Annotated in this window: 4 protein-coding genes; all 4 read right to left on the bottom strand. The window is 32.0% G+C overall.

Translation table 11 applies throughout. From position 1 onward, the window contains the following. Nucleotides 1-54: 54 nt before the first annotated feature. Nucleotides 55-1,458 carry a glycine-rich domain-containing protein gene (locus EV195_RS10265; protein WP_132794858.1) on the bottom strand — a complete coding sequence of 468 codons (1,404 nt, stop codon included), beginning with the start codon at nucleotides 1,456-1,458 and terminating at the stop codon, nucleotides 55-57. A gap of 163 nt (nucleotides 1,459-1,621) precedes the next feature. Beyond that, nucleotides 1,622-3,478, bottom strand: coding sequence for a DNA topoisomerase IV subunit B (locus EV195_RS10260; protein WP_132794857.1), 1,857 nt, complete (start codon nucleotides 3,476-3,478; stop codon nucleotides 1,622-1,624). A gap of 208 nt (nucleotides 3,479-3,686) precedes the next feature. Next, complete coding sequence (locus tag EV195_RS10255) at nucleotides 3,687-3,920, bottom strand: hypothetical protein (protein ID WP_132794856.1); 234 nt, start codon at nucleotides 3,918-3,920, stop codon at nucleotides 3,687-3,689. Nucleotides 3,921-4,364: 444 nt separating this feature from the next. Continuing rightward, nucleotides 4,365-16,724 (bottom strand): T9SS type A sorting domain-containing protein, encoded by a 12,360-nt coding sequence (locus tag EV195_RS10250; protein ID WP_132794855.1) that lies wholly within the window; start codon nucleotides 16,722-16,724, stop codon nucleotides 4,365-4,367. Between the last annotated feature and the right edge of the window lie 3 nt (nucleotides 16,725-16,727).

Raw genomic sequence — 16,727 nt, 5'->3', positions numbered from 1 at the left:
TATTATAAACGTTTAAGCGTTTTGAGTTTATTTTAATTTGCCAGACTAATATACTTAATCTCCTCCACATCCACCACAAGAACTACAACTACTGCAAGAGCTACAGGAACTACAACTGCTACAACTGTTGCAAGAAGAGCAAGATGATGAATCGAACCAACTAGTACTCTTTTGAGATGGTCCATATCCACTTGAAATTACGAGAGCTGTTAGCGCACCTGCAAAAATTATATTTTCATTGTATAAAATACCTTCTAAATATTGGTCTGTATCAACATGTGTATCAATAGTAGCTAAAAACTTTCTTTTATATAATGTTTTGTATCTATCGGATAGATAAACGTAGAATATTACCAGCGATAAAACTATAAAAATCATTAGAATTAAAACAGGTTTATCTCTTAAGGTTCCTAAAATAAATCTAGAAAAGAGAAAAGAATACAATAAAAATAAAAGAAATGAGATAACCAACTTATGTTCTACAATAGCCTTTGAATTAACTATTTTATCTTCAATAATATTAGCTGTATCTAAAAACCTTGTTAGCAGTGGTTTTTTACTGGTTTCTCCTACAATTGTTCTTAAGTTGTTATCTGGATGTTCTTCTATACAACTAAGAATAGAATATTCAATTACATCATCACTTAGTTGATTTGTAGTAACCTTTTCTAATTTGGTGTTATCTTCTGACGAAGTTTCTACTAGCTTGTTTTCAAATAAATTATTGACTTTAAAAAGTGTTAACTGTTCAACATTTTTTGTGGCTATAACTATAGATTCTTCCGGACGTAATTTTCGAATATACTCATTATCATACACCAAACTATTATAAGCTGCATTGAAGCCATCTCTTACAAAATACTCAACTAATAAAATAGTAATTACTAATGCTATAACTGCTATTTGAATAAAATCGGGGTTTCCTATTTTTAGCAAAATTGGTTTCCATAAAAAGAAAGCAGGTATTAATAACGCCAATCCAATTAAAACTAATTGACTATTTGATACATTCCACTTACTACTCGCTTGTTTTAATTTAATGGCCTCTTCAAAAGACTTAACACTCCATATTGTTGAGTTTTGCTTATCAAAATAGTATTCATATTTCTCTCTTGTAAATTCAACAGCATTTTTAAGCACTTCTTTTTCTCCTGATTTTCCTGTTGAAGGAATATGGTTGATAGTTTTACCTAACAATTCACAAAACTTCTTATAAGAATGAGAAAATGTTAAATGCAAATGCCAAACAATATCTATAATATGAGAAGGAGACACCATCTGTTTTGATACTGCTGCTAGAAACATGAATTTTTTATACTCTAAAATGGCATCTTCAGTAAACTGAATAGTCCATTTATTTTCATGAGCTAATTTTACCGAAAAACCATAATTTTCTTCTGTTGTATCAAATTTATATGCCTCTACTTGTTCCCAAAGTAGTTTTTCTTCTTTATTCAATTTTTATTTTTTTATTTTTAAAACTATAAAAGTAGCTAGCCCAAAAATTCCAATGTAAGATCCGAAATTACTACTGTTAGACAAATCATTAAAATTAATAGAAGACAGTAATAAAAGAATCAGAAAACCAGCTACGTAAATTATATTTTTATTTAACTTCATTCTAACTTTCCTCAACTAGATCTTGCTCAACTTTTAAATTTTGTATAATGAATTTTTGACGATCAGGAGTATTTTTTCCCATATAGAACTCTAACATTTGATCAATAGACATTTCTTTGTCTAACATAACTGGATCTAAACGAATGTCATCACCAATAAAATGAACAAACTCATTCGGAGAAATTTCACCTAACCCTTTAAATCGTGTTATTTCTGGCTTTCCTCTTAACTTTTGAATAGCTTGTTTTTTCTCTTCTTCTGAATAACAATAAATAGTTTCTTTCTTGTTACGCACTCTAAATAAAGGCGTATCTAAAATATATAAATGACCTTCTTTAATCACTTCAGGGAAAAATTGTAAAAAGAAAGTGATTAACAGCAAACGAATGTGCATTCCATCTACATCGGCATCAGTAGCAATTACAATATTATTATAACGTAAACCTTCTAGTCCATCTTCAATATTTAAAGCTGCTTGAAGCAAATTAAACTCTTCATTTTCATATACAATCTTTTTAGACAACCCATACGAATTCAAAGGTTTTCCTTTTAAACTAAACACCGCTTGTGTATTTACATTTCTCGATTTGGTAATAGACCCAGATGCAGAATCTCCCTCGGTAATAAACAATGTAGTATTTAAATAATCTTCTTGTTTAGTATCTCCAAAATGGATTCTACAATCACGTAGTTTCTTATTGTGCAAGCTCGCTTTTTTTGCGCGCTCTCTTGCTAATTTTCGAATACCAGATAATTCTTTACGCTCTTTCTCGGCCTGTAAAATTTTTCGTTGAAGCTTTTCAGCTACTTGTGGATTCTTATGAAGGTAATTATCAAGATTCGTCTTAATAAAGTCGTTGATATAGGTTCTAACAGTTGGTAAATCACCTCCCATTTCTGTAGATCCTAATTTAGTTTTCGTTTGACTTTCAAAAACAGGCTCCATTACTTTTATAGAAACAGCTGCTATAATAGATTTACGAACATCTGATGCTTCAAAATTCTTTCCATAAAACTCGCGTATGGTTTTTACAACAGATTCTCTAAAAGCCGCCTGATGCGTACCTCCTTGCGTTGTGTTTTGCCCATTTACAAAGGAATGATATTCTTCAGAATACTGCGTTTTACTATGTGTCATAGCAATTTCAATATCTTCTCCTTTTAAATGAATAATTGGATACAACATATCATCTTGATTGTTGTTGTCCTCCAATAAGTCTTTTAATCCATTCTCAGAATAAAACTTTTCTCCATTAAAAACTATTGTTAAACCTGGGTTTAAATACACATAATTTTTAAGAAGACGAATAATATATTCTGGACGATACTTATAATTTTTAAAAATCGACTCATCCGCAATGAATGTTACTTTAGTTCCTTTTCTTCGCGTAGTTTCGTCTAATAAATCTTGATTAGTTAAATTTCCTTTTTCAAACTCAGCAGAAGCGGATTTTCCATCACGAGTACTTTCTACTCTAAAATAAGATGATAACGCATTTACTGCCTTTGTACCTACTCCGTTTAATCCTACAGATTTTTTAAAGGCTCTTGTATCGTATTTTCCACCTGTATTCATTTTAGAAACTACATCTACCACTTTACCTAATGGAATTCCACGACCATAATCTCTAACAATAACTTTATTCCCTTGAATAGAAACTTCAATGGTTTTACCCGTACCCATTACAAACTCATCAATTGAGTTATCTAGTACCTCTTTTACTAAAATATAAATACCATCATCTGGTGAGGATCCATCTCCTAATTTACCGATATACATACCCGGTCGCATACGGATATGCTCCTTCCAGTCGAGTGATCGTATATTATCTTCGGTATATTGTGTTTCTTGCGTCATAAAAGTTAGTAAATAATGAAGTGTTTGCTAAAATAAGACTTACCGCCATAAAATAAAAAACTCTGTTAATATAGTTATTAACAGAGTTCAATTAGTTGCTATTTATTAAAAACTCAACTAGCAAATCTATGTGTAAGTAATAGTTGAAATTAAAAAATGTTCGTATTACATTTTTAATGGATACCTAATACTTTAATTATAGCTTAAATTATACATTACTATAGTTTGCTGATACTGCATCGTCAATTTCAGGGTCTGTAATATCTCCGTCTATCATTTCGGGGTCTGTAATAGCAACTCCAACAACATTAGATCCAAGATTTACATTAGTACTGGTATTTATATTAGTACTTGAATCTCTTGTGGTACTTGTACCTCCAGTTGTCATTTGCAACTTTGATTTACTTATTTGATTTTCATTAAATTCTGCTATTTTTTTCATAATTTTTGGTCTTTATGAGTTATTCCTACTCTATTAAAGGTTTTTCGGTTTCACCTAAATAAAAAACTTATTACTCTTCCGGAACTATAAAAGTTTATTTATTAGTATCTACATCTCAAACATACAAGAAAGTTGTAAACCATCATTTATAACAAATTTTCAAGTGATTATTCATAGGAAAAGAGTGATTAAAAAAACTAAGTGTGTGATAAACATTTTTAAAATTGGGATGAATTATAATATGTAACTCAAACTATTTATCTTGATTATAATTCACTATAGATATATGTAACAATTATATCTATTAACAAAAACTCGTTACTTATAGATACAAGCAAACAAAAACCATATCAATAACAATTCGTAACAGGGGTTATATAAAACAAAAAACTCTGCTAATATAGTTATTAACAGAGTTTTTAATTCTTTGACCTAATTAGGTTCTTATTGTATAATAATCTTCTTTACGATTCTTTCATTTCCAGATTCTAAGACAACAAAATACAATCCTGTGGTAAGATTTAAGTTATAATCAATCTTATATTCACTTTCGTTTTCCATTTTCTTATAGTCTATCATATCATTACCTACCAACGTAAATATTTTAACACTAATAGGACTTACTTCTTTCAAATCAACTTCTAAAGCAAATACTCCTGAAGAAGGGTTAGGATAAATGATTAAATCTTGAATCTTTGGAGAACTATCTACAGAATTGTCTCCATTTCCTGGATCGTCAAAATCTCTCTCTAAAACAAGCACTTTTTTAGTTAAAAATGCCTCACAATCTCCTTTCTTAGTGTATAAAGTAATTTCATATTCGCCTTCTTCTGCAAATGAAATTTCAGCAAAAGAATTATTAACTTCTTTAATAATTGCTTCAGGCGGTAAAATCCAATCTAACTCGTCAGGAACAGGATCGCTTACATTAACCGCTACAAATACTTCGTTTGTATATACTTGCGAAGACATCAGGAAATTAGCAGAAATATCTTCTGTTGATCTCTTAATTTCAATTTCATCTTCAACTTGACAACCTTGATTATTAATTGCAATTACTTTATAAATACCTTCCTCGGTAATTTCAACAACGGCTTCATTACTTGTAAATCCGTTAGAAGAAGTCCAAGAATAACTTTCACCATTTTCAATTCTACCATCAAGAATATAATTCTGCCCTTGACATAAAGTAACATCTTCGCCTAAGTTTAATTCAATTTGAGCAGGATTTTCAATTGTAAATACCTTTGAAGTTGTACAACCTTTACTATCGGTAATAATTACTTCATGTTGACCTGCTGATAATCCTTGAGATAATTGAGTTATATCTCCATTTGTCCACTCATATTGATATGGTGGTGTACCTCCGATTACATTTATTGAAATACTTCCATCGTTCCCTTCAAAACAAGTAGGATTGGAAACAACTTCGCTTTCTATTGATAAAGCTTCAGGAGCTGTAAGCGTAATTGATTGGTTTATCTTACATCCATTTGCATCTACCACTGTAACTTCATAAGTTCCTGCAACAACATTATCTAAATTCGCTGTATTAGCTCCTGTGTTCCATAAATAAACATACGGTGCTGTTCCTCCTGTAACTGTAGTGTTGATTGTCCAATCGTTTCCAGTTCCACAGTCTACATAATCAGACGATAAACTCAACTCTAAAACTGTAGGCTCAACTAAACTATATACCGAACTTGTAACTGTATTTGAATTTGAATCTGTAATGACTGCGTAATAATTACCTTGACCTAAATCGGTAAGATTCCAAGTAGTTGCCAACACTGCTGAATTCCCTTCTTCAAACCATTCACATGTATATCCAGAAACTCCTCCAGTTACACTTGCTAATAATGAACCATCATTAGCTCCATTACAACTGATAATTGAAGTTCTTGAAAGAGAAACTTCTAATAGATCTGGTTGTGTTACAACAAATTCTTTAGTAAATGAACATCCTTTAGCATCTGTAACTGTAAAAGTATAATTACCAGCTGATAAGTTTGTTAACTCGGTAACTCCTGTAGCTATTGAAGCTCCTGAACCATTAAACCACTCGTATGAGTAGTTTGGAGTTCCTCCGGTAACCTCAACATTAATAGCACCATTTGATAATTCAAATCCGCTTAAATTAACAACTTCTTCATTTGATAATTCTAAAACGGCAGGTGCTGTTAAAACAACAGATTCCTCAACTCTACAGCCATTTGCATCAACAACAGTAACTTCATAAGTTCCTGCAACAACATTCTCTAAATTTGCTGAGTTAGTTCCTGTGTTCCATAAATAAACATATGGAGCTGTCCCACCAGTAACTGTAGTATTGATTGCCCAATCATTTCCAGTTCCACAGCCTGCATAATCAGACGATAAACTCAACTCTAAAACAGTAGGTTCTACTAAACTATACACTGAACTTGTAACTGTATTTGAATTTGAATCTGTAATGACTGCGTAATAATTCCCTGGACCTAAATTAGTAAGCGTTGAGCTTGTTCCTAAAACTGAAGCATCACCTTCTTTAAACCACTCAAAAGTATAATTTGAAACTCCACCTGTTACACTTGCTTGTAAAGAACCATCATTAGCTCCATTACAACTTATAATTGTATTTCTTGAAAGCGTAACTTCTAATAGATCTGGTTGTGTTATAACAAATTCTTTAGTAAATGAACATGCTTTAGCATCTGTAACTGTAAAATTATATGTTCCAGCAGCTAAGTTTGTTAACTCAGTAACTCCTGTAGCTATTGAAGTTCCTGAACCATCAAACCATTCATAAGTATAATTCGGTGTTCCTCCAACTACTTCAACTTTAATAGCACCATTTGATAATTCAAATCCGCTTAAATTAACAACTTCTTCATTTGATAATTCTAAAACTTCAGGTGCTGTTAAAACAACAGATTCCTCAACTCTACATCCATTTGCATCTACCACAGTAACTTCATAAGTTCCTGCAAAAACATTATCTAAATTCGCTGAGTTAGCTCCTGTGTTCCATAAATAAACATATGGAGCTGTTCCTCCAGTAACTGTAGTGTTGATTGTCCAATCATTTCCAGTTCCGCAGGTTACATAATCAGAAGATAAACTCAACTCTAAAACAGTAGGTTCTACTAAACTATATACCGAACTTGTAACTGTATTTGAATTTGCATCTGTAATGACTGCGTAATAATTACCAGGACCTAAATCGGTAAGATTCCAAGTCGTTCCTAAAACTGTTGAGCTGCCTTCAGCAAACCACTCACATGTATAACCTGAAACTCCTCCTGTTACACTTGCCAATAACGAACCATTATTAGCTCCATTACAACTGATAATTGAAGTTCTTGAAAGAGAAACTTCTAATAGATCTGGTTGTGTTACAACAAATTCTTTAGTAAATGAACATCCTTTAGTATCTGTAACTGTAAATGTATATGTTCCCGCTACTAAGTTTGTTAATTCAGTAACTCCTGTTACTATTGAACTTCCTGAACCATCAAACCACTCGTATGTATAATTTGGAGTTCCTCCAACCACTGCTACAGAAATGCTACCATTAGCTGTTTCAAAACCAGTTAAATTAGCAACTACCTCATTTGATAATTCTAAAACTTCAGGTGCTGTTAAAACAACAGATTTCTCAACTCTACAACCATTTACATCTACCACAGTAACTGCATAAGTTCCTGCAACAACATTATCTAAATTCGCTGAGTTAGCTCCTGTGTTCCATAAATAAACATATGGAGCTGTTCCTCCTGTAACTGTGGTATTGATTGTCCAATCATTTCCAGTTCCACATAACACGTAGTCAGATGATAAACTCAGTTCTAAAACAGTAGGTTCAACTAAACTATATACTGAACTTGTAACTGTATTTGAATTTGCATCAGTAATCACTGTATAATAATTACCAGGACCTAAATTAGTAAGCGCTGAACTTGTTCCTAAAACTGTAGCGTCACCTTCTTTAAACCACTCAATAGTATAATTTGAAACTCCACCTGTTACCAATGCTTCTAAAGAACCATCATTAGCTCCATTACAACTGATAATTGAAGTTCTTGAAAGAGTAACTTCTAATGCATCAGGTTGTTTAACAACAAATTCTTTAGTAAATGAACATGCTTTAGTATCTGTAACTGTAAAGGTATAATTACCAGCAACTAAGTTTGTTATTTCAGTAACTCCTGTAGCTATTGAAGCTCCTAAACCATCAAACCATTCGTATGAGTAGTTTGGAGTTCCTCCAACCACTGCTACAGAAATGCTACCATTAGCTGTTTCAAAACCAGTTAAATTAACAACTACTTCATTTGATAATTCTAAGGCTGAAGGCTCATTTATTGTAATACTAAACTCATTGCTTGAAGAAGCATCTAGAGCCAAACAATTGTTTATATCTCTTACCTGAAGTGTGTAGTTTCCACTTGATAAGCTAGTGAGTGTAACAGAATTTCCTACAATTGTATTCCAATCTGAATAGCTTGACTCTTTTCTGTATCTATATTCGTAGCTTCCGGTTCCTCCTTGAACAGATACCTCAAAATTACCATCATTAAATCCAAAACAGCTTACATCTTTAGTTGAAATAGCAACCTGTAATTCATCAGGTTGTGTAACAACAAATACTGAACTCTTCTCTTGTATCCCTTCCGCATTACTCACAATCACATAATATTCTCCTGCTGGGATATCTTTAAGTTGTTTTTCTGTTCCTATTAATTGATCATTAACAGCATTAAACCATTGATAAGAGTTTCCTCCTACTCCTCCAACAGTTATAACATCTAATATAGCATTAGAAGAATTATAACATTTAATCTCTTGAATTTGAGTAATAGATACTAAAATTTCGCCCGGATTCGCAAGGTTATACGTTTCATTAATTACACAATTGCTAGCATCTGTAACAACAATAGTATACGTTCCTTCGCCAAGATTTTCAATTCTATTGACTAATAAACTACTTGTTTGATTAGAAATTACCGTTCCAATCTCATCTGTCCATAAATAAGTATACGGAGCAACTCCACCTGTTATTTCAATTTCAATAATTCCATCATCTATAAGATCAGAAGAAGGTCTGTCAAGTTTTACACTAGTGATATCATATTTTACTGGTTGCTTTATTTCAATAGCTTGTTGAATTTCACAACCATTCTTATCAGAAATTGTAACTGAATAATTTCCAGAAGTAATATTCTCTAATCTATTTACATTATCAGTAGTATGATTCCAACTATAAGTGTAAGGAGGTACTCCACCACTTACACTAATGTCAATAAACCCGTTACTTCCATTATAACATGTAACATCTGAGGTTTGCACATCTACAACCTCAAGTAAAGTTGGTTGATTAATAGTGTGTTCAACTATAACTTCATTTCCGTTAGCATCAATTACTTTAACTACGTATATATCTGCTTTAACATTCTCTAAAGAAGCAGTGTTACTAATATTTGTAGATGAACCTTTTACAACCCATTCATAACTATACGGTGTAACACCACCAGTTACATTTGCAATTAAACTACCGCTGTCTCCATTACATAAAATAGCTACTGTTTCTTGAACATCAACCGCTAATAAATCAGGTTGTGTTACTGTATATTCTTTTACTATTGTACAAGAATTAGCATCGGTAATAGTTAGTTCGTATGTACCTGCATTTAGATTAGTTAATGTATTGGTTGTTCTAATGACTGTAGCATCTCCTTGAGCTCTCCATTCATATGTATAATTTGGTGTTCCTCCAATTGCATCAATAGAAATACTACCATTAGCAGTTTCAAAACCAGTTAAATCAACTACAGATTCATTAGTTAAACTCAATGCAGCTGAAGGTTCTGTAATAGTGAAAATCTGAGTAACCTCACATAAATTCTTATCTCTTACAGTAACTTCATACGTTCCTGCTTTTAAATCTTCAATTCTAGAAGTAGTTGCTCCATGTTTCCAGCTATATGAGAAAGGTGCAACTCCTCCGCTAATCGTTAGATCTATAAAACCATCATCTCCATCAAAACACGAAACATTTTGTGATTGAACATCAGAAATAGTTAAAACTTCTGGTTCAAAAACGGTGTATTCTTTGATTGTTTCATTACCATTTGCATCTACAACTTTAACAACATAAATATTTCCTGAAGTATTTTCTACAGTATTAGTAGTACTAATTATCGTAGCATTATTCTTGATAGTCCATTCGTACGAATAAGGACTAACACCTCCCGAAACATTTGCTTTTAAACTACCTGTATCTCCATTACATAAAATAGCTACTGTTTCTTGAACATCAACCACTAATAAATCAGGTTGCGTTACTGTATAATCTTTTACTATTGTACAAGAATTAGCATCCGTAATAGTTAGTTCGTATGTACCTGCATTTAGATTAGTTAATGTATTGGTTGTTCCAATGACTGAAGCATTTCCTTGAACTCTCCATTCATACATATAATTTGGTGTACCTCCAATTGCATCAATAGAAATACTACCATTAGCAGTTTCAAAACCAGTTAAATCAACTACAGATTCATTAGTTAAACTCAATGCAGCTGAAGGTTCTGTAATAGTGAAAATCTGAGTAACCTCACATAAATTCTTATCTCTTACAGTAACTTCATACGTTCCTGCTTTTAAATCTTCAATTCTAGAAGTAGTTGCTCCATGTTTCCAGCTATATGAGAAAGGTGCAACTCCTCCGCTAATCGTTAGATCTATAAACGCATCATTGCCTTCAAAACAAGAAACATTTTGTAATTGAACATCAGAAATAGTTATAACCTCTGGCTCAAAAACAGTGTATTCTTTGATTGTTTCATTTCCATTTGCATCAACAACTTTAACGACATAAATATTTCCTGAAGTATTTTCTATTGTATTAATAGTACTAATTACCGTAGTATCATTCTTGATAGTCCATTCGTATGTATAAGGACTAACACCTCCCGAAACATTTGCTTTTAAACTACCTGTATCTCCATTACATAAAATTGCTGACGTTTCTTGAATAGTAACTTGAAGTAAAGAAGGCTGAGTAACTAAAAACTCTTTTACAAAAGAACATGAATTAGAATCGATAACTGTTAACTCATAGTAATTAGCACTTAAATTGTTTATTGAATTTGAATTTCCAATAATTGTGGTCTCTCCTTTAATTCTCCATTCATACGTATAACTTGGTGTTCCTCCTAATACATCAACCGAAATACTACCATTAGCAGTTTCAAATCCAGTTAGATTAACAATTGAAATATTTGTTAAACTTATTCTAGAAGAAGGCTGATTTATGGTAAAGCTTTGAGTAACCTCACATAAATTCTTATCACGTATAGTTACTTCATAAGTACCCTTTTTTAAATCCTCAATTCTTGAAGTAGTTTCTCCATTCTTCCAACTATATGTATACGGTGCAACTCCACCGCTAATTGTTAAATCTATAAAACCATCATTTCCGTCAAAACATGAAACATCCTGAGATGAAACATCAGAAATAGCTAAAAGTTCAGGTTCAAAAACGGTATATTCATTTGTAGCTTCATTACCATTAGCATCTACTACTTTAACAACATACACATTACCTGATGTATTATCTAATGAATTCACTGTACTTATAACTGTAGCATCATTTTTTACTGTCCATTCATAACTGTATGGAGTAACACCTCCAGTTACATTTGTAGTTAAACTACCATTATCACCGTTACACAAAATAGATGTTGTTTCTTGAATACCAACCACTAATAATTCAGGTTGAGTTACAGTAAACTCTTTAATAAAACTACAAGAATTAGAATCGATAACTGTTAATTCATAAACATCAGCAGACAAGTTAAGTATCGAATTTGAAGTCCCGATTATAAATGTATTTCCTTTAACTCTCCATTCGTAACTATAATTAGGAGTTCCTCCAATAGCATCAACAGAAATGCTTCCATTACCTGTTTCAAAACCAGTTAAATTAACAATTGTTTCATTAGTCACTCCTACTTCAGAAGAAGGTTCAGTTATGGTAAAACTTTGAGTAACCTCACATAGGTTCTTATCACGAATAGTAACTTCATAAGTACCTTTCTTTAAATTTTCTATTCTTGAAGTTGTTGCTCCATGTTTCCAGCTATACACATAAGGTGTAACTCCACCACTTATGGTTAGATCAATAAAAGCATCATTACCATCAAAACAAGAAACATTCTGTGATTGAACATTTGATATCTCTAAAACATCAGGCTCTACTACTGTATACTCATTTGTCGCCTCATTTAGATTAGCATCTATAACTTTAATTATATAAACACCTGCTCCAATATCCGTTAATGTAGTACTAGTACTTAGTACTGTAGTAGTTCCTTTTAAAATCCATTCGTAAGTATAAGGTTCTACTCCACCTGTAACACCTAAAACTTCTAAGTCAACAGTTTTATCCCCATAACAAAGAATATTTCCCGTAGCATTAACTGAATTAATTGCTAACAATTCTGGTTGCGTAACAATAAAATCTTTAACTAAAACACATGATTTTGAATCAGTTATTGTTACTTCATAAGTACCAGCTTCTATATTTTCTAATGAGTTTGCATTACCAATTACTGTAGATTGTCCTTTAATTCTCCATTGATACGTATAATTTGGAGTTCCTCCACTTACAGTAACTGAAATACTACCATTATTAGTTTCAAAACCGGTTAAATTAACTACAGTTTCATTGGTTATCGCTAATGGAGCTAAAGGTTGTTCTATTACTATGTCAGAAACAATAGACTCACATCCATTTGCATCGGTAACAATAACTTTATAATTACCCTTTTTTAACCCTGATATATCCTCAGATGATGCACTAAATGTATTATCAAGAGAATTGGTCCAACTAAAACTATAAGGCTGAGTTCCACCTACTACACTAATATTTATTTCACCATCATTTCCATCAAAGCAACTAACTCTCTTTTGTAAATCAATAGTAGTTACTAAACGCGGAGGCTCTATAACTTCAATATCTTTACTAGTAGATGTTCCTTTACTATCATTAACTACCACACGATAAAAACCAGCTTTTAGATTCTCTATTTTATCTAACTTCAAGTTAGATCCATTTAATAAAGTTGTTGCAGTTCCTTCTACTTTATACCATCTATAATCAAAATCTGAAGGAATTGAATTAAGTGGGTAACCACCAGTTACTTCAGCAAAAAGGGTAGCTGTAGCATCATCAAAACATAAAATAGCACTCGTTTGAGATATTGTTACTGCTAGAGGAAGTGGTTCTTTAACCTCAAACTCTTGAGTTACTTCACAATTATTAGCATCTTTAACAACTACTATGTAGGAACTAGCAGGTAGGTTAGCTATATTTTGAGTAACTTCAGAAAAAGCTGGGTTGAATTTATCTGTCCATTGATAAGTATAAGGAGGTGTTCCTCCATCTACTTCTATTTGGATTTCTCCTTTACTTTCATTAATAATCTGGTTATTGATAATTGTAAAGTTTGATATCTCTAATAATGACGGTCTATTGATTGTTACACTTTTAGCCGATGCTATTTCACAATTATTAGCATCTTTAACCCAAACGTTAAAAGTTCCATCTGTTAAACCTGTGATAGTTGAACTTGTTAAGCTTGAAACCGGACTGTAAGTTGTTTTATCATCAATTGAGAAATAATACGGTGATGTTCCTCCTGAAATATTTAATTTAATTTTACCATTATCAAGAGCATTACAAGTAATATCCTCTTTAGTAAGACTTAATTGAACTAAAGTTGGTTCAGATAAGTTTTTAACAGCACTTATAGCTGATGTATAACCATCATTAACTTCAACTTTATAATTACCAGTAATTCCAGTATATGTGATAGAAGAAACACCAGAAATTAATGTATTATTTCGGTACCATTTATACGTATAGCTTTCAGAACCTCCTGTTGCATTTGCTCTAACTATTCCAGTTCCTCCATTACAGCTAATAACCTGATCAATTGTTACATTAACTTCTAATTTATCCCGTTGTTCTACTTTAATATTTCCAAAAGTTTTAATACAATTATTTGCATCTTCAACTGTTGCAACATAGGTGCCAGCTAATAAACCTGTTATTGTAGCTCCTGTATTACCTATACTAGAACCATTTCTAGTCCATGTAACTGTATAACCTGGAGTTCCTCCGGATATAGGCAGTTGGATTTCTCCAATAGCACCATTAAAAACAGTGTTGTGTTTAATTGTTGGTGTTCCTAAAATAATCTCAGTTGGTTCACTAATTCTTACTACTGATGAAGGTTGCGACTTACATGATGTTTGGTTTTTGTCTCTAGCTACAAAACGATAACCAATTGTAGGGCTAGCATCTAAACTAAATATATTACTAGATTGCCAAACCATTCCAGATGTCTTATAAATAGCATATTCATAAACAACACCAGATTGACCACCCGAAACAGAAATAGTAACTGTAGATTTACCTCCATTACAACTAATAGCAGTTGCATTTACATTTGTGATAACAATTTCATTTGGCTCTGATACAGTAATATTATTTTTTATTTTTTCTCCAGACCTAGTATCAGTTACAGTTATTGTATAAGTTCCTTGTCCAACTGTAAATATTTTTTCTGTATTAGAAGGAACGTTAGTATACTCTTGAGGAGTCATTCCCGTTTTGGTTAGTTTAATTTTATAATTCGCATAACCACCAGTTATATTGGAAACTTTTATTTGTCCGTTACCACCTTTACAAGTAGCATTAGTTATACTATGAGTAAAATTTACGGGTGCTGGATCATTTAATGTTGGTAATGGAAATGCTTCAGACTGACATCCATTATCATCGGTATATCTAATTTTATGAGTTCCTTTAGGTAAATCTTCTATGATAAAACCATTCTTATTAGCTGTTCCTGTTAATGTTGTAGAAGGATTCCCGTTTAAAAGAACTGTATAAGCATAGGTATTTCCAGATAAAGTGCCTCCACTAACACTATTTATCTTAATAGAACCAGTACTAGCACCTGGAGCTCCTGGGTGTATAATCTCACTAGAATTGGTAGTAACAATATGTGTAATTTTAGTTTTTGGTTCAATGTTTATTGATTTTGAAATTTCAACTCCTGAACCATCTCTAACTTCACAGTTTTTAGAATCTCTAACTTTAATTACATGATTGCCGGGTGAAAGACCAGAAATAGTGGTTTTATTAGTGAAATTAACATCGTAAAATGTTCCATCTAAATAATAATCATATATTCCAGAACCTCCAGAAACTTCAATTTCTACTATACCATCTTTTCTATTGAAACACGTTTCATTTTGTATTAATGTTAATCCTTCAAATACAACAGGATTTGGAGTTATTATTGTATAATACTCATCGCTATTATTAGGATCATCTTTTGGAAAGTTAAGCATCTTACAATTAGGTACTAAAGTGGTTCCTAACTTTCTGTTTCCTGTAACTTCTAACCTATACTGACCATCTATCAAAAGATTTCCAGGTTTATCTAAATCTTTCTTCCAAACATATTTATACAATCCTGGACTAACATATTCGAACTCTGTAATACCTGTATTATTATTCCAAGCTACTTCATTAACGGTATCTATTTTTCTCATTAATGAAATATCTACAGTTTCTCCTTCTAAAATTTGTCTTTTAAAGAACAATGTAAAACCTATAGCTTCGTCATAAGAACATGGAGGTGATTGTGCTTCAGGTGCTTTTGCTGGTCTTGGAGCTTCAGGAAAAAATTGAATTCCTACACTTCCATCTTCATTTGTTTGATTATAAGATCTGTCACAATTAGGATTTAATCTAATCCTTATTGTTTTATTGCTCATTGCTTTAAGTTGGTCCTCAACTCTTGAATAAAGATCAGAAAGTTTTAAATCCAATTGCTTTTCCGTTTTACCAAGAATTGGTCTCCAAACTGCACGAGGATAATACTTTTGTCCAGTGAAGTTTCTAACATTATTATAAGCAACTACATATCGATCGTACCACCTTTTACACGTAGTACTTGGATTACCACCAGGAATAATATCAATAGGGAGTTTATTACCTGTAATACTTACATTGCTTTTTTTATTTTTTATATTAGAATTTCTAAAAATTGGATCTCCCGGTCCACCACCGCCACTATTTAAATTCTCACAATCTTGCCATATTTCATAAGCCTCATTCTGAGCATTGATTAAATTTTGATACTGAGTTGTGATTGTACTTACTGTATTTACAGGATCTTTAAACTCCCAATTATAAATTTGTGATGCATTATAACCTGAATAAATCGGTTTAATTTGAGCCACATCAGTAACACAAAACTGTTTAACATCATTGGAAGTTGTTCCGTTAGTAACTACCAGTTTTGGATTATTAGGACTAACAATAAATTTAGCATTTACAGTACCTCTAATTGCAGAATTTACATCTAACGTAAAATTATAAGTTGTACAATAGCTATGAGATACTAAATTTGTTTGTCTTGTTGTTTCGTGCTTACTTCCACTTCGACATCGGCTGTTATGATGCCTTTTAGCATAAATTTCAAATCTTCTAATTTTTTTATTTACTGAAAATGACTTCTGCCCCCTTAATGTATATCTTCCTTCAGCCCATCCTCCTGAGCCAATAACTTCATAATTAGAAGCTCCAATAAACCATACTCTTGCTTCATAATGACTACAATATGCATTTACTCCATGATCATAACGCAATTCATAACGTATTTGATAGGTATCTGTCTGAGCAAATAATTTGCTCGATAGAAACGTTATCTTAATAATAAAAAATATAAACAGAATTCTTTTCATAAC

Origin of the sequence: Tenacibaculum skagerrakense (assembly GCF_004345825.1) — a bacterium.
GTDB lineage: Bacteria > Bacteroidota > Bacteroidia > Flavobacteriales > Flavobacteriaceae > Polaribacter > Polaribacter skagerrakensis.
Note: the sequence above shows the minus strand (reverse complement) of the source record. Positions and strands in the feature narration are given on the sequence as shown.